Origin of the sequence: Micromonospora sp. WMMD723 (assembly GCF_049863385.1) — a bacterium.
Classification (GTDB): Bacteria; Actinomycetota; Actinomycetes; order Mycobacteriales; family Micromonosporaceae; genus Micromonospora; species Micromonospora wenchangensis.
The window spans coordinates 831,839-848,311 of sequence record NZ_JBMKNR010000001.1; the positions used below are offsets into that span (position 1 = coordinate 831,839).

Annotated in this window: 13 protein-coding genes; 9 read left to right on the top strand and 4 right to left on the bottom strand. The window is 75.0% G+C overall.

Annotated elements, in window-relative coordinates; genetic code table 11:
• Positions 1-6: 6 nt before the first annotated feature.
• Both ACN261_RS03770 and macS read right to left on the bottom strand, forming a co-directional pair.
• The gene (locus ACN261_RS03770) at positions 7-669 is read right to left on the bottom strand and encodes a response regulator (protein WP_421483956.1); all 663 of its coding nucleotides are present in this window, start codon (positions 667-669) and stop codon (positions 7-9) included.
• Positions 666-1,796 carry a MacS family sensor histidine kinase gene (gene macS / locus ACN261_RS03775; protein WP_421483957.1) on the bottom strand — a complete coding sequence of 377 codons (1,131 nt, stop codon included), beginning with the start codon at positions 1,794-1,796 and terminating at the stop codon, positions 666-668. Before macS ends, ACN261_RS03770 begins: the two co-directional genes overlap by 4 nt.
• 121 nt (positions 1,797-1,917) lie before the next feature.
• Between macS and ACN261_RS03780 the strand changes: the two genes are divergently transcribed.
• Positions 1,918-2,352: an ATP-binding protein gene (locus ACN261_RS03780; protein ID WP_421483958.1), complete on the top strand. Its 435-nt coding sequence runs from the start codon at positions 1,918-1,920 to the stop codon at positions 2,350-2,352.
• A gap of 68 nt (positions 2,353-2,420) precedes the next feature.
• Here ACN261_RS03780 and ACN261_RS03785 read toward each other — a convergent pair whose 3' ends face one another.
• Positions 2,421-3,359 (bottom strand): ribose-phosphate diphosphokinase, encoded by a 939-nt coding sequence (locus ACN261_RS03785; protein ID WP_421483959.1) that lies wholly within the window; start codon positions 3,357-3,359, stop codon positions 2,421-2,423.
• A 63-nt stretch (positions 3,360-3,422) separates the two neighbouring features.
• Here ACN261_RS03785 and glpK point away from each other — a divergent pair, with 63 nt between their 5' ends.
• The 8 genes from glpK (at position 3,423) to ACN261_RS03825 (ending at position 15,670) form a co-directional block, all read left to right on the top strand.
• The gene (gene glpK / locus ACN261_RS03790) at positions 3,423-4,907 is read left to right on the top strand and encodes a glycerol kinase GlpK (protein ID WP_425848421.1); all 1,485 of its coding nucleotides are present in this window, start codon (positions 3,423-3,425) and stop codon (positions 4,905-4,907) included.
• Positions 4,908-4,979: 72 nt separating this feature from the next.
• Entirely contained in the window at positions 4,980-6,785 is a 1,806-nt protein-coding gene (locus ACN261_RS03795) for a hypothetical protein (RefSeq protein ID WP_425848423.1), read from the top strand.
• Between the two features lie 98 nt (positions 6,786-6,883).
• Positions 6,884-8,551, top strand: coding sequence for a right-handed parallel beta-helix repeat-containing protein (locus ACN261_RS03800; RefSeq protein ID WP_425848425.1), 1,668 nt, complete (start codon positions 6,884-6,886; stop codon positions 8,549-8,551).
• A 5-nt stretch (positions 8,552-8,556) separates the two neighbouring features.
• Positions 8,557-10,122, top strand: coding sequence for a glycosyltransferase family 39 protein (locus ACN261_RS03805; protein WP_425848427.1), 1,566 nt, complete (start codon positions 8,557-8,559; stop codon positions 10,120-10,122).
• 374 nt (positions 10,123-10,496) lie between these two features.
• Positions 10,497-12,158 (top strand): glycosyltransferase family 2 protein, encoded by a 1,662-nt coding sequence (locus ACN261_RS03810; RefSeq protein ID WP_425848429.1) that lies wholly within the window; start codon positions 10,497-10,499, stop codon positions 12,156-12,158.
• Positions 12,155-13,153, top strand: a complete 999-nt coding sequence (locus ACN261_RS03815) for a glycoside hydrolase family 26 protein (protein ID WP_421483965.1) — start codon at positions 12,155-12,157, stop codon at positions 13,151-13,153. Before ACN261_RS03810 ends, ACN261_RS03815 begins: the two co-directional genes overlap by 4 nt.
• Before the next feature lie 109 nt (positions 13,154-13,262).
• Positions 13,263-14,498: a type VII secretion protein EccE gene (locus tag ACN261_RS03820; protein WP_421483966.1), complete on the top strand. Its 1,236-nt coding sequence runs from the start codon at positions 13,263-13,265 to the stop codon at positions 14,496-14,498.
• On the top strand, positions 14,495-15,670 hold the full coding sequence (locus tag ACN261_RS03825) for a hypothetical protein (protein ID WP_425848431.1): 1,176 nt from the start codon (positions 14,495-14,497) through the stop codon (positions 15,668-15,670). The genes ACN261_RS03820 and ACN261_RS03825 overlap by 4 nt, the downstream gene beginning before the upstream one ends.
• Here the strand turns inward: ACN261_RS03825 and ACN261_RS03830 are convergent.
• The gene (locus tag ACN261_RS03830; RefSeq protein ID WP_425848432.1) at positions 15,621-16,379 is read right to left on the bottom strand and encodes a hypothetical protein; all 759 of its coding nucleotides are present in this window, start codon (positions 16,377-16,379) and stop codon (positions 15,621-15,623) included. The two genes, ACN261_RS03825 and ACN261_RS03830, sit on opposite strands and share 50 nt — an antisense overlap.
• Between the last annotated feature and the right edge of the window lie 94 nt (positions 16,380-16,473).

Consider the following 16,473-nt stretch of genomic DNA (forward strand, 5'->3'; position numbering starts at 1 on the left):
GCGTCCTCAGTCGTCCAGGCCGCGTTCGATCGCGTAGCGGGTCAGCTCCACCCGGTTGTGCAGCTGGAGCTTGCCGAGCGTGTTCTGCACGTGGTTCTGCACGGTGCGGTGCGACAGCCCGAGCCGCCCGGCGATCTGCTTGTAGGACAGCCCCTTCGCCACCAGCCGCAGCACCTCGGTCTCCCGTTCGGTGAGCCGGGGTGCCGCGCCGTCGTCGCCGGACCCGGCGGCCGGCGGGTCCGCGGCGAGCCGCCGGTACTCGCCCAGCACCAGCCCGGCCAGGCCCGGGGTGAACACCGGGTCACCGGCGGCGGTGCGGCGCACCGCGTCCAGGAACTCCGCCGGGGCCGCCGACTTCAGCAGGTAGCCGGTGGCCCCGGCCTTCACCGCGTCCAGCACCCCCTGCTGTTCGCCGCTGGCCGACAGCATCAGCACCCGGACCCGGGGCAACGCGGCCCGCAGTCCCTGGATCACCTCCACCCCGGAGATGTCCGGCAGTTGGAGGTCGAGCACCACCACGTCGGGTCGGGCGGCGGCGGCCACCCGGACCGCCTGGCGGCCCTCACCGCTGGTCGCCACCACCAGGTGCCCGGCCTCGGTGAGGTCGCGGGCCACCCCCTCCCGCCACATCGGGTGGTCGTCGACCACCATCACCCGTACCCCGGTCATCGGCTCCTCCTCGGCACCATCAGTTCGATCTCGGTGCCCTCCCCCGGCGTCGAGATGATCCGCACCTCGCCGCCGAGGTCGGTCATCCGTCCCCGGATGGCCTGCGCCACCCCCAGCCGGCCCTGCCGGGCCGCCTCGACCAGCCGACCCTCCGGGATGCCCGGCCCGGCGTCGCGCACCGACACGGTCACCGTGTCGCCCTCGTCCTCGACGAGCACCCAGCCCCGCCCGTCGGCGTGCCGCCGCACGTTGTCCAGGGCCGCCGCCGTCGCGGCGGCCACCTCCCGGGCCACCGAGGCGGGCAGCGGCACCGGGGTCGCCGGGGCGGAGACCTGCACCGTCGCCGAGGCGTACCCGGACAGCAGGGACCGCAGGTCGACCTCGCCGCCCGGGTCGGCGGGGGACGTCGGCGGGGCCCCGGAGATCAACGCACGTAACGCCACCTCCTGCTGGCCGGCGAGCCGGGCCAGCTCACCGGCCTCCCCGTCGAGGTGTGCACCGCGCCGCTGGACCAGGGACAGCACCTGGAGCACCGAGTCGTGGATGTCCCGGGCCAGCCGTTCCCGTTCCCGGGTCGCCGCCTCCAGCTCCACCGCCCGCTGCAACCGTTCCTCGGTGCTCACCGCCAGCCGGGCCACGTGCCCCACCACCGCGCCGGCGAGCAGCAGCAGGATCGCCCCGGTCAGCGAGGACGGGCCGATCCGGCCCCGGGTGACGAGGTCCGTGCCGCCGACCAGCAGCGCGGCCACCGTGCCGCGCCGCCGCCCGCCGGAGACCGCCCAGGCCAGCACCGGCCCGGCCAGCCACGCCACGGCGAGGGCGGGCACCCCGGCGGCCAGCGCCGGGCGTCCCACCACCCACGGCGTGACCGCCAGGATCGCCAGGACCACGCCGAGGTCGGCCAGGAGCAGCGGCCAGCGCCGGTTGGCCGGCCGGGCGTACCCGACCGCCGTCACCCCGGACCAGGCCAGCATCACCAGCAGTACGCCGCCCGCGGCGACCGGGTGGGCGTAGCGACCCGCGTCGCGCAGGACCAGCAGGCCGACGTACGCCAGCGAGGCGAACCGGAAGACCGCGACGGAACGCCACAGCGGGTCGGCGAAACCTCCCGGCGGGGACGACGGCATGGCCGCCACGATGCCACAGTCCCCAGGTCAGCCGGCCGGGCCGGTCGGTGCGGGCCCGAGAAGCCTGGCGTACGGTAGAAATAGCGTGAAAAACTCCGAGATCGCTGTCGGGACAGGGCCCATGACGAACGCAGAGCTTCCCACACCGCGTACGGTGGTGCCCATCGAACCTTCCCTTCTCATCGCCGAGGCGTTCGACCAGGCACAGGTGACCGAGCTGAGACACTCGGTCAGCTCCTGCGCGCACGCGGCCGGTCTGGCCGGGCAGCGGCTCGACGACTTCGTGCTGGCGGTCAACGAACTGATCACCAACGCCGTGCGGCACGGTGGCGGACGGGGCTGGCTGCGGCTCTGGCGACGCACCGGCGAGCTGGTCTGCGAGGTCTCCGACCACGGCAGCGGCATCAGTGAGCAGCGGCTCGACGACCGCAGCCGGCCCGCCCCGGACACCGCCGGCGGTTGGGGGCTCTGGCTGGCCCGGGAGCTCAGCGACGCGATGGAGGTCGAGAGCGGCACGGCCGGCACCACCGTGCGGATCAGCGCCCTCTTCGCCTGACCCGCCGCCCCGGTCCGACCGCCCTGGTTCCGCCGGCCCGGGCCGCCGACCAGGCCCGCCGGTGACCGTCAGCCGAACAGGGCGCTGACCGACTCGCCGTTGTGGATGCGACGCATCGCCTCGGCCAGCGCCGGAGCCACCGAGAGCACCGTCAGCTCCGGCACCCGCTTGTCCGCGGGGATCGGCACGGTGTTGGTGCAGACGATCTCGCGTACCCCGTCGACGGCGGCGAGCCTGGTCAGCGCGCCGTCGGAGAACAGGCCGTGGGTACAGGCCAGCCGGATCGACCGGACGTTGCGTTGGTGCAGGTGGCCGATCAGCTCGACCACCGTGCTGCCCTTGGCGATCTCGTCGTCCAGCACGATCACGTCCCGGTCGGCCACCTCGCCGATCACCGTGCTGATGGTGACCCGGTCGTCGCTGAACCGCTGCTTCGCCCCGGCCGCGACCGGGGTGCCGAGCATCCGGGCGAACGCCGCCGCCTCCTTGGCGTTGCCCAGGTCCGGCGAGACCACCACCGTGTCGGTCAGGTCGCGTCCCCGGAAGTGGGCGGCCAGCTCCCGCAGCGCGTGCAGGTGGTCGACCGGGACGCTGAAGAAGCCGTGCACCTGCGGTGAGTGCAGGGTCATCGCCAGCACCCGGTGCGCGCCGGCCGAGGTGAGCAGGTCGGCCACCAGCCGGGCGCCGATGGAGATGCGTGGCGCGTCCTTCTTGTCCGACCGGGCGTACGCGTAGTGCGGCAGCACCACGGTGATCCGGCCGGCCGACGCGCCCCGGGCGGCGTCGATCATGAGCAGCAGCTCCACCAGGTTCTCCTGCACCGGGGGCACCAGGGGCTGGATCAGGAAGACGTCCCGCTCCCGGCAGTTCGCCTGCAACTGCACCTCCAGGCAGTCGTTGGCGAACCGGGACACCCGCACCGGGTGCAGCGGCACCCCCAGGTGGGAACAGATCTCGGCGGCGAGGTCGGGATGGGCGGTTCCACTGAACACGGCGATGTCGCGCACGTCTGGAGATCGTACGGAACCGTGCCGGTTCTCCCGTCGACCCGGGCCGGGTACGGTGCCGAAATGACCGGAGAGTACGTCGCCGCCATCGACCAGGGCACCACCTCGTCGCGGTGCATCGTCTTCGACCGGGCCGGTGGGATCGTCGCCGTCGCGCAACGCGAGCACCGGCAGATCTTCCCCCGGCCCGGTTGGGTCGAGCACGACGCCGAGGAGATCTGGGCCAACGTCGAGCGGGTGGTCCGCGACGCGCTGGCCGACGCCGGCACCGGCCCGGACGGGTTGGCCGCCGTCGGCATCACCAACCAGCGGGAGACCACCGTGGTCTGGGACCGGGCGACCGGTCGACCGGTCGCCAACGCCGTCGTCTGGCAGGACACCCGCACCGGCCCGCTGCTGCGTGAGCTGGCCGACTCGTACGGCGAGGAGCGGCTGCGCGCCCGCACCGGGCTCACCCTGGCCACCTACTTCGCCGGTCCGAAGCTGCGCTGGCTGCTGGACCACGTCGACGGGCTACGGGAACGCGCCGAACGGGGCGAGGTGCTGTTCGGCACGATGGACAGTTGGCTGATCTGGAAACTGACCGGACGGCACGTCACCGACGTCACCAACGCCAGCCGGACCATGCTGATGAGCCTGGAGACCCTCGACTGGGACCCGGAGCTGCTCGACGCGCTGCGCATCCCGGCCGCGATGCTGCCGCAGATCCGCAGCTCGGCGGAGGTCTACGGAACGGCCCACGGGGTGCTCGACGGGGTGCCGGTGGCCAGCGCGCTCGGCGACCAGCAGGCCGCCCTGTTCGGGCAGACCTGCTTCCAGCCCGGCGAGGCGAAGTGCACCTACGGCACCGGGAGTTTCCTGCTGCTCAACACCGGAGCCAGCCCGGTACCGTCCAGCCACGGCCTGCTGACCACGGTGGCCTACCGGATCGACGGCCAGCCGGCCGCGTACGCCCTGGAGGGGGCGATCGCGGTGACCGGGTCGCTGGTGCAGTGGCTGCGGGACAACCTCGGGCTGATCTCCTCGGCCGCCGAGGTCGAGGAGCTGGCCGCCAGCGTGGACGACAACGGGGGCTGCTACGTGGTGCCCGCCTTCTCCGGGCTGTTCGCGCCACACTGGCGTAGCGACGCCCGGGGGGTGATCGCCGGGCTGACCGGCTACATCACCAAGGGGCACCTGGCGCGGGCGGCCCTGGAGGCGTCGGCCTGGCAGACCCGCGAGGTGGTCGACGCGATGAACGCCGACTCCGACGTGGCGCTGCGCCGGCTGCGGGTCGACGGTGGAATGACCGCCAACGGGCTGCTGATGCAGTTCCTCGCCGACGTGCTGGCGGTGCCGGTGGTCCGCTCCCGGATCACCGAGACCACCTGCCTCGGCGCGGCGTACGCGGCCGGCCTGGCGGTCGGTTTCTGGCCGGACCTGGCCACCCTGCGCGCGCAGTGGCGCTCCGACGCGCAGTGGGAGTCCCGGATGGACCCGGCGCACCGGGAGCGGGAACTGGGCCGCTGGCGCAAGGCGGTCGCCCGCACCCTCGACTGGGTCGACTGACTCCGGCGGCGGCCCGTCCGTCGATCGGTCCGCGTCGTGCCGGACCGATACGATCGGCCGGGGGGATGCCACATGCAGACAGTCGGTCCGTACGCGCTGCACCGCAGGCTCAGCTCGTGCGAGCTGGGCGAGGTCTGGGCCGCACGGGACGCCGCCGAGCGGCCGTTCACCGTCGCCGTGCTCGCGCCGGCCGCCGCCGAGGGCGGCTGGCGGGAGGCGTTCGCCGCGGCGGCCAACACCCTGGCCCGCTCCGACGGCCTGCCGATCACCGGGGCCAACCACACCGGCCCGATGCCCTGGGTGGCCTGCGCCGCCGAGCAGGGGGCCGGGGCCGCGCACGTCTTCCTCGCGTTGGGGCAGCGCCTCGTCCCGGCCGGGGAGCCCCCGGCCGGTGGCCCCGGGACCGGGCCGTCCGGCGTGTCAGACCCGGCACACCGGCCGACCACCGGGGCGCCAGTCGCCGGGACACCGGCCACCGGCGCAACGGCCACCGGCGCAACGGTCGCTGGAGCACCGGTCGCCGCCGGGGCCGGCGGGACACCGGCACCGGACGGGCAGCGCACCGCCGGGCCGGCGGGCGCGGCCCGGCCGGGGAAGACCACGCCGCCGATGCCCGCCCCGGCGACCGGAGCCGCCGCATCCACCGGGCCTGCTTCGTCGACGGACCACGGAGCGTCGGTGGGCCACGGAGCGTCGACGGGCCACGGAGCGTCGGCCGGACCTGTCGCGTCGACCGGACCTGTCGCGTCGGCCGGCCACGGTGCGTCGGCCACGGGCGGCACGGTGCCGCCGGGTGCCACGCCCCGCACGACCCCACCCCGCACGGCCACCCCGCCCCACCCGGCGGCCCCGCACCAGACCGCCCCGCACCAGGCCACCCTGCCGCAGGCCAGCCCGCACCAGGCGGCCCCACACCAGGCCGGCCAGCCAGCAGCCCGGCACCAGGCCGGCCCGCACCAGGCCATTGCGCCGCAGGCCAGCCCACACCAGGCAGCCCCGCAGCAGCTCGGTCCGCGCCAGGCAACACCACACCAGGCCGGCCGGCAACAGGTCGGCCCGCAGCAGGCCGGCCCGCAGCAGGCGGTGCCCGCGCCGGTGGTGCCGCAGCGGGCGGGACCGCCGTACCCGCCGACGACCCTCGCGCCGTACCCGCCGGCACCGTTCCCGCCGGTCGCGGGGCCGAGGCGCGGCCGGGGTCGGGCCGTACTGTGGTCGGTGCTGGTGGCCCTGCTCGCGGCGGCGCTCGGGGCGGCGGGTGGCTACCTCGCCGCCGACCGGCCGGCCGAGGGACCGGCCACCGTCGCCGCGCCGGCCTCCGCGACACCGAGCGCCGACCTGGGGCTGCCGGCCACGCCGCCACGCCGGCCGGGGGTGGAGCCGCCGGTCGGTGGCGGCTGGCCCGCCGGGGCGCCCACCTTCGCCCGCACCGAGCCGACCCGGGAGATCACCGGCCTGGCCGGGGTCGACTTCAGCTTCCGGGTGCCCACCGGCTGGAACTGCACCGAGGCCGGCCGCACCAGCGGCTCGGCGCACTACCGGTGCGGCGTCCCGGCCGCCGACGGGTCGATCATCGGTGGCGACCTGGTCGTCCGGCAGTGCCCCCGGCTCTGCACCGACGAGCGCCGCACCGCGCTGCGCCGGCAGGAGGAGGCATGGGGGTTGCAGTGGATCCGCAGCGGCGATTTCACCACCTGGGCGGAGACGGCCCGGGTGGACGGTGCGCCGCGCTACGGGCTGGTCTACCTCTCCTACTGGCGCAGCGTGCCGGAGGACGCGATCGACAGGCAACTGGTGCTGCGGATGACCGCGCCGCCGGACCGCGCGGACGAGGTGCGCAAGGTGGCCGCCTCGGTGCGGGAGGCCACCTTCACCATCTGACGCGGGGGCGAGGCCACCCCGGCTCGACCGGTACCCTTCGACCGGACGTCGACGACGAACCGGTCCGTCCTTCCACGACCGAGCGGGGCCATGTGCGCATGCTGACTGTCTCCCCTGACCGAGCCGGGGCCTGTCCGACCATCACCGACGCGTTGGAGATCGCGGCTGACGACACGGTCGTCTCGATCGCCCCCGGCGTCTACGCCGAGTCGCTCCGGCTCGACGGTCGGCGGGTCCGGCTGGTGGCCGCCGGCGAGCCGGGCTCGGTCATCGTGGACGGTCGGGCCGCCGGGCGGCCGACGGTGGCCTGCACCGGCGGCGAGGTGCTGTTGCAGGGGCTGGTCGTGCAGGGCGGCGACTATCCGGCGGTGGAGGCGGTCGGCGGCCGGCTCCGCATGGAGAAGTGCCAGGCCAGCGCCGGATACGCCGCAGCCGTCTCGGTACGCGACGGGGCCCGGGTCGAGGCCGTCGAGGTCACCGTCACCGGCGGCCAGCACGGGCTGGTCGTCTCGGACGCGGGCGGCACGGTCGAGCAGTGCGAGATCCGCGACGTCACCGACGACGGGATCATCGTGCGGCTCGGGGCCGACCCGACCATCCGCAACTGCACGGTCACCGCCGCCGGCTTCCGGGGCGTGTACGTCTACCAGGCGGCCCGCCCCACCATCGAACGCTGCGACGTCTCCGGCACCGGTGACGCCGGCATCGTGGTCGCGTTGCAGAGCAGCCCCACCATCGTGGACTGCTGGGTGCACGACACCCGGGGCGTCGGCATCGACGTCGGCCGGGGCTGCGGCGGCACGGTCGAGGGCTGCCGTACGGAGCAGACCGCCGCCCCGGGCGTCCGGATCGCGGAGGGTGCCGGCACCGTGTTCCGGGCGGCGGAGGCGGGCGGACGGCCGACGGCCGGGGTGAGCGCGGGCGGCGGCACCGTCGGTCAGGACGAGCAGAAGGTCGAGGAACTGCTCGCCGAACTCGACTCGATGATCGGGCTGGCCGGGGTGAAGGCCGAGGTGCGCTCGTTGATCGACGAGATCCAGGTCAACGAGTGGCGGCGCAACGCCGGGCTGGCGGTGGGCGCGGTCAGCCACCACCTGATCTTCACGGGCGCGCCGGGCACCGGCAAGACGACGGTGGCCCGGGTCTACGGGCAGTTGCTCAAGGCCCTCGGGGTGCTGCCGAACGGCCAGTTCCGGGAGGTGTCCCGGCGGGATCTGGTCGGCCAGTACATCGGGCACACCGCCGAGAAGACCTCGTCGGTGTTCACCGAGGCGCTCGGCGGGGTGCTGTTCATCGACGAGGCGTACACCCTCTCCCGGGCCGGGGGTGCCGGCGGCGACTTCGGCCAGGAGGCGATCGACACCCTGGTCAAGCTGATGGAGGACCACCGGGACCAGGTGGCGGTGATCGTCGCCGGGTACACCACCGAGATGGCCGCCTTCCTGGACGCCAACTCCGGCCTGGCGTCCCGGTTCGCCAAGACGCTGGAGTTCGAGAACTACAGCCCGGTCCAGTTGGTCGACATCGTCGGGCGGATCGCCCGCAACGACGAGTACCTGCTCGCCGACGGGCTGGCCGACGGGCTGCTCGAATGGTTCGGCCAGATCGAACGGGACCAGAACTTCGGCAACGCCCGCGAGGCCCGCAAGCTGCTGGAGGGCATGCGCAAGGCGCAGTCCGGGCGGCTGCGCGCGCTGGGCCGGATGCCGAGCCGGGACGACCTGCGCACCCTCGTCCTGGACGACCTGCTCGCCGCCACCAGGTGAGCGGGATGCCGCCCACCGGGGGCACCGGTGCCCGCAGCGACGCGCCGACCGCCCTGATCGTCCGGGTCCGGGACGCGCCACCCGAGCCGGCCGCCCCGTGGCGGCCCACCGAGGCCGACCAGCCGGCCCCGCCGGAACCGCTGGACGCGCCCTGGCTGCGGCACCTGGCCCGGCTGCTGCCGATGGCCGTGGTCGCCGTCCTCGGCGGGGTCGGGCTGAACCGGCCCGGCCTGTGGGAGGACGAGCTGGCCACCTGGGGCATGGTCACCGTCGGGTTCGACGACTTCGTGGCGGTGCTGCGCAACGTCGACGCCTCCATCGGCCCGTACTACCTGCTGATGCGCGGCTGGGTGGCGCTGGCCGGCAGCTCCGACATCGCGTTGCGGCTGCCGTCGCTGTCGGCCATGGCGGCGGCCGCCGGCCTGGTCGCCGCGATCGGCCTGCGGATCGGCGGGCTGCGGGTCGGGCTGGTCGCCGGACTGCTGTTCGCGGTGCTGCCGACGACCTCCCGGTACGCGCAGGAGGCCCGGCCGTACGCGTTCGCGGTGTGCGCCGCCGCGCTGGCCACCCTGCTGCTGCTCCGGCTGCTGGAACGGCCCCGGTTCCTGCGCTACCTGGGGTATTCCGCCGTGGTGGCGTTGCTGGGGCTGATGCACCTGGTGGGCCTGCTGCTGCTCGTCGCGCACGCGCTGGTCGCCTGGCGGGGGGCGCAGCGCCGGCGCGGCTTCGTCGGCTGGCTCGGCGCGGCCGCCGCCGGCACGCTGCCCGTGCTGCCCGTCCTCTGGCTGGGCCGGCAGCAGACCGGTACGCAGATCAACTGGATTCCCCCGGTCACCCTGGACCGGCTGGTGGACACGCCGGAGGCGCTGTTCGGCGGGCCGCTGCTCGCCGGTGCGGTACTCGCCCTGGCCTTCCTCGGCATGTCGATGAAGGAGCGGTCGGCGGTGGCCACCGCCTGGCTGGTACTGCCCACCGTCGGCCTGCTGCTCGCCGCCCAGCTCACCCCGCTCTGGCTGCCGCGCTACCTGCTGTTCACGGTGCCGGCCTGGGCGCTCGTCGCCTCGCTGGCGTTGCGGCGCAGTTCGCTGCTGCGGGGCACCGCCGCGATGCTGGCGGTCGGTCTGCTCGGCATCCCGGTGCAGGTCGAGATCCGGGGCGTCACCGGCCACAGCCAGGGCACCAAGGACATCGCCGCCGTGCTGCGGGCGCACGCGCGTCCCGGCGACATCCTGGTGTACGGCCCGTTCGACGCCGGTGACCAGCGCACCAGCCGGGACGCGGTGAACCGGTACGTCGACGAGAGCTGGCGACCCCGGGACGTGCTGATGACCGTTCCGGCCCGCCGGCAGGGCACCCTGGGCGCGCGGGAGTGCGCCGACCGGGACGTGCCGGTGTGTCTGGGGCGGCCGGAGCGGGTGTGGGTCGTCCGCAAGGGGGCCCTCGACGATCCGGTGCAGCGGATCGGGCCGGCGAAGGAGGCCGCGCTCAAGCCGTACGTCGTCGACCGCACCTGGCGGGTCCGGGGTTTCAGCATCGGGCTGCTGGTGCGTAAGCCCGAGGTGACGAAGTGAGCACCCGGGCCGGCAGGGGCCGCACCGACGAGACGACGGAGTTCCACCGTCCGGTGCCGCCGCCCGACCCGGCGTCCCCGCGCCCGGCCACGCAGCGCGGACCGGTGCCGGGGCGGGATCCGGCCCCGCGGCGCGCTGCGGTGCCGCCGCCGTGGCCGGGGCGGACCACAGGGGGTCGCCCGGTGGAACCGCCGACGTCGCCGGGTGGGATGACCGGACCTGGTCTGCGGGACCCGGCCGTGCCGACGCCGCGCGGGCCGAGGGCGGCTCCGCCCGCGCGTCCCCCGGCGGTGGTCCCCGCCACGCGCGCTCCACTGCCGGCCCCCGCTGCGGGGAACCCGGTGAGGGTGCCGACGCGTCGGGGTCCGGCACCGGTGCCGATCCCGCGCGGGCCGTCGGCGGTGCCGGCCCCTGCCGCACCGGCCCCTGCGGCACCGGCCCCGGTGGGGCCGTCGGCGCGGGACGCGGTGGCACCGGCGACGCTGGGGCGACCGGCGAGCGTCGACCCGTCCCTGCCGTTGCCGCCGGACGACGACGAGAAGTCCGCCTACCGGAACCGCCGGCTGCCGGTGCTGATGATCGCCTCGTTCGTCAGCTTCACCGGGCTGCTCACCAGCCAGCTGCTCTTCGTCCGGATGGCGCCGTGGCTGCTGGCGCTGCTGCCGCTGTTCGGCTTCACCGTCCTCTACTACCTGATCTCGGCGACGGTGAACATCGGCACGCCCGGGTTCGACCTGGAGCGGCACCGCCGGCTGGTCCGCGACTTCCAGCCGCCCGTACACCCGTCGGTGGACGTGTTCCTGCCGGTCTGCGGCGAGGCGACCGAGGTGCTGCGCAACACCTGGGAGCACGTCAGCCGGATGGTCGACCACTACCCGGGCCGGGTGCACGTCTACGTGCTCGACGACTCGGCCACCGACGAGCGGGAGGCGATGGCGCTCGCCTTCGGCTTCGTCTACCAGCGCCGCCCCAACCGGGGCTGGTACAAGAAGGCCGGCAACATGCGGTACGCGTACCAGCGCACGCTGGGCGAGCACATCCTGGTGCTGGACGCCGACTTCACCCCCCGGCACGACATGCTCGACGAGATGGTGCCCTACCTGGCCGCCGAGCCGGATCTCGGGATCGTGCAGTCCCCGCAGTACTTCCGGGTGCACTCCGGCCAGGGGTGGCTGGAGCGCGGGGCCGGGGCGGTGCAGGAGCTGTTCTACCGGATGGTGCAGGTGTCCCGGCAGCACCACGAGGCGGCGATCTGCGTCGGCAGTTGCGCGCTCTACCGCCGGGAGGCGCTCGACGCGATCGGCGGTTCCACGCTGATCGAGCACTCGGAGGACGTGCACACCGGGTTCGACATGCGGCGGCGCGGCTGGCGGTTGCGCTACCTTCCGGTGCCGCTGGCCACCGGGCTGTGCCCGGCCGACGTCAACTCGTTCTTCACCCAGCAGTACCGCTGGTGCGCCGGCTCGATGAGCCTGCTCGGGTCGACGAAGTTCTGGAACACCCGGATGCGGCTGCGCACCCGGCTGTCGTACCTCTCCGGCTTCTGCTACTACCTGCACACGGCGCTGTTCACCTTCGTCGGGCCGCTGGTGCCGATCGTGCTGCTGGCCTGGTTCCCGCAGTCGGTGGCCCCGGCGAACTACCTGTGGATCGTGCCGAGCCTGGTCTACAACCTGGTGGTGTTCCCACTGTGGCACCGGTGCGCGTACCGGGTGGAGGCGTGGACCGTGAAGATGATCTACGGCTGGTCGCACGCCTTCGCCATCTGGGACCTGCTGCGCGGGCAGAGCATGGGCTGGCAGCCCACCGGCGGCACGGGACGGAAGAACAGGACGGGTCGACTGTGGTGGGGAATGGCCGTCTGCACGGCGGGCAGCGGAGCACTGTGGACCGGCCTGGCGGCCCACCGGATGATCACCGACGACCTGTGGACCTTCGCGCCGGCCTTCCTCGGTGGCGCGTTCTACCTGGCCGTCGCGTTGCAGGCGCTGCTGGTGAAGCCGGCGCGGGACATCCGGCCGGAGCGTTCCCGGTGACCTCCCGCCAACTGTTCACCATCGTCACGCTGTTCGTGATCGGGGTGTTCGGCTACGCCGCGCTCGCGCCCAGCCCGGCCAGCCGTCCGGCCCGGTTCGCCACCGAACCCAGCGCGTCGGCCACCCCCACCGGCCCGCCCCCGGCCTACGACGTCCGCCCGCTGGTCCAGCCGCAGGGTCGCTACCTGGGGGTGGCACTCAGCGGCGCACCGCAGGACATGAGCCGGGTCGACCGCTTCGCCGACCTGGTCGGCAGTAAACCCAACATCATCACCATCTACGAGAGCTTCGACGACGAGTTCGCCGCCGCCGAGGTCCGCCGGGTCCACCGGTACGGCGCACTGCCGATCGTCCGCTGGGAACCGTTCAAGGCGAAACTGAAGGACATCGCCGCCGGGCGGCACGACCCGTACCTGCTGGAGTTCGCCGTCGCGGTACGCCGGCTCAACCTGCCGGTGGCGCTCACCATCGCGCACGAGATGAACGGCCACTGGTACTCCTGGGGCGCGCACGACAACACCGCCAAGGAGTTCGTCGCCGCCTGGCGGCACATCCACGCCGTCTTCGCCCGCGCCGACGCCACGAACGTGATCTGGACCTGGACCCCGAACGTGGTCAACCCGGTCCCGTCGGTGAAACTCGCCCCGCTCTACCCCGGCGACGCGTACGTGGACTGGGTCGGCATCGACGGCTACTTCACCAGGCGCGGCGAGCAGACCTTCGACGACCTGTTCGGCCCCACCATCACCCAGGTCCGGAAGTTCACCGCCCGGCCGCTGCTGATCGTGGAGACCGGGTCCGAGCCGGGCGCGATGCGTCGTCGGGCGGTCGGCGAACTCTTCACCGCCATGCGGAAACGACCCGACCTGCTGGGTTTCGTCTACTTCAACCAGAAGGGCTCCGGCGACTGGGTGATCGACTCGGACAAGCCGGCGCTCGCCGCGTACCGTTCCGGGGCGGCGGCCGACCCCCGGACCGGCTTCCGGGTCAACTGACCCGGGCCGCCCACCCACGGGCCCCGGGGCGCTGCGTCGGGTTCCTATGATGAGGGCGGTCCGCCGTGGACGGGCCGTACGGGTCGAGGCGTCTGGGGGGCAGCCGGAGATGACCGGAGCACCACGGCCGGCAGGTGCCGCACTCCGGCCGGACGGCCCCGACGCCCGCGTCCACCTGGCACCCCGCCGCCGGCCCGGCCGGATCGGCGAGTTGCACGTGCTGCAACTGCTCCTGCTGGAGGCGGTGCTGCTCGGCGTCCTCGCCAGTGGACTGTTCGGCATGCCGGTGCTGGTCGTCGCCGCGCTGTGCGGCGTACTCCTGCTGACCGTGGTGTTCCTGCGCTCGCGGGGCCGCTGGTGGCTGGAGAAGCGGGCGTTGGCCCGGCACCAGCGGCGACGGGCCGCCGCAGCGGTCCCGGTCGCCGACGACCCGGGGTTGGACGCCCTGCAGCGACTCGCCCCCGGCCTGTCGGTGGGCACCGTGACCATGGCCGACGGCGCCCGGATCGGGGTGGCCCGCGACGACGCCGGCTGGTTCGCGGTGGCCGCCGTCGACGGCTCCGGGCCGACCGGTGACGCGCCGGCCGGCCTGCCGCTGGACGTGCTGGCCACCGCGCTCGCCGAGTCCGGCCAGCCGGGCACCGTGCTCCAGGTGGTGACCAGCACCGTGCCGGCCGGCGGTCCGACCGACGACCCGACCGCCCCGGCCCGGGAGTCCTACCGGCAGTTGCTGGCCGGTCTCGGCGGCACCCCGGTCCCGGCCGGACGGTCGACCTGGGTGGCGGTGCGGCTGGACGCCCGCGCGCTGGCCGAGGCGGTCGGCGACTACGCGGTCGACCTGGGTGTCGCCCCCTCGGTGGTGGCCGCGCTGGCCCGGCAGACCGGCAGGTCGCTGCGCCGCAACGGGGTCGGGCACCGGCTGCTGGACGCGCACGGCCTGCTCGCCGCCGTCGGCCGGTCCTGCGGCTTCACCCCCGGCGTCCCGGCCGGCACGGCCGCGGTCCGTGAGGAGTGGTCGGCGTGGCACTGCGGCCCGCACGCGCACCGCACGTTCTGGATCCGCCGCTGGCCGCCGGTCGACCGGGCGGCGGCCATGCTCGGCTGGCTGGAGACCCTGCCGGCGTCGCTGGTGACGGTGTCGTTGACGGTGGCCACGAACGGGCCGGGTGAGGATCTCGACCTGCGGGGCCTGGTCCGGGTCACCGGGCCGGCGGAGCTGCTGCCGCAGTTGTGCGGGCCGGCGGTCGACGGGGTACGGCAGGCCGGCGGGGAACTCTTCCCGCTCGACGGCGAACACGGCCCGGCGGTGTACGCGTCGGCACCGACGGGAGGTGGCGCGGGATGACCGGCCCTGTTGACGAACGGCGTACGGCGGTGCCGGCCACCTTCGGCACCTCGGTCGACCAGCCGGCCGGGCCGTACCGGGACCCGTCCGGCGGACCGTACCCGCAGGTGCCGGCCGGTGAGGCGTACCCGGTGAGCGGGCCGGCGGTGGCCGGGGCGTACCCGGGTGGGGCGGTCGCCGTTCCGCCGCCGGTGGCCGCACCACCGGTCACCGCGTCGCCGGTCGGAGCGGACGCGCCGGTGCTGGGCGCGCCGCGCGCCCGGGTCGACGCGGAGGCCGGGGCCGACGCGGCCGGTACCGCCGCCGCGACCGCGCTCGCCACCGCCGACCCGCTGACCCGGGCCCTGGCCAGCCCGCTGGCCGCCCCGGAGAGCCACCCGTCCGCTCCCCCCGGCCCACCGCAGGCCCACCGCCCCGGGGGCGGGGACGCGCCCGGTCGGGGCGGGCCCTCCGGCCGGCTGCCCCGGCTGCGGATCGGCTCCCACGCGGTCTCCCCGGCAGCTCTCGCCCGGCTCAGCCCGAGCCCGCTCCCGGCCGGTCTGGTGCTCGGTGCCGACCGTCGCCGGGCGGCGGTCACCATCCGGCTGTTCCGCCCGGAACCGACCCGGGTCGCCCTGGTCGGCGGGGTGTGGGCGGGTCAGCTCGTCGCGTTCCGGGCGCTGGCCCTGGGTGCCCGGGTCGTCGTGCTCACCACCGAGCCGACCGCCTGGGCCGGGTTCGGTACGGCGGCGCTCGGCCGGGCCGCCGACCGGGTCGAGGTACGCGCCGACGACCGACCGGTGCCCGCCACCGGAACCGCCGGGCAGCCCACCCTGATCGTGCGCGAGCTGCCGCCCGGCGGGGGCCGGCCCGGGGCTGCCGCGTCCCACGGCCCGGCCGCGTCCGGGGCGGCACCCCCCGGAGCGTGGCAGGCCGAGCTGACCGTGGTGCGGCGGCTCGATCCCGGCAGCGTGTCCGCCCTGCGTGACAGCGACCTCTGCGTGCTGCAACGGCTCTGGGCCGACGAGTCCGCGGCGGTGCAGCAGGCGCTACGGCTGCCCCCGGACAGCGGCCGGTTCCTCCAGGTGATGGCCGACGACATGCTCACCCTGGTCGGTGGGGGCACGGACCGGCACCTGTGGATCAGTCAGACCCCGGTGGAGCAGCACCTGCTGGGCGCGCCGCGTCGCTGACGAGCAGCCGCGCGAGGCGCTTCTTCCGGCTGTTCTCGCGGACGATCCAGGCCACGTCGCCGTCGTCGACGGCGGCCAGCGCCCGGAACGGCGGCAGGCCACCGGCCGGGTCGGCGGCCACCGCGACGCTCCAGCAGTAGCCCAACGCCTGCCGCAACGCCCGGACGCCCTCGTCGCGGCGCTGGTCGGCCGGCAGCGCCGCCAGGGCCGCCGTCGCCCGTTCGCACAGGGCGACGGCGCGGGCGGCGGTCTCCGGAGCGGTCAGCAGGCGCGGTTCGCACACGGCCGCGACGGCCGCCCGCCTGACCAGCGGGTGCGGGTCCCCGGCCCAGGCCGTGCCGAGGTCGAGCAGGCGTGGCAGGTCGGCGTCGCCGAGCCGCTGCAACGCCAGGGCCACCGCCTCGCGTACCCGCCAGCGGGGGTCGGTGGCGTGCTCGTGCAGGCGCGCCTCGATGCGCCTCCGGGTCCGGGCCGGCGGGCCGTCGGCCAGCAGCCGGCCGAGGCCCAGCACACCGCAGAAGACCAGGTACTCGTCGTCGGTGGCGAGCAGACCGTCGAACGTGTCGGCGTCACCCTCGTCGGCGACGGCCTGGGCGAGTTCGAGGTTGGCGCGCGGCCCCGGCAGCCCCGAGCGCTCCCGCAGGTACGCCGGCCACCCGGCGGGCCCGCCCGCCCGCAACTCGGACCGGTACTGGTCACGGCGGCTCACCGGCGCAGCGTAACCCGCCCGACCGGGGCGGACCGCCCGCTCAGGTGAGCCGGGTGGCCATTGCGGCGATATAGCGGCATCGGAGCGGGGCAGA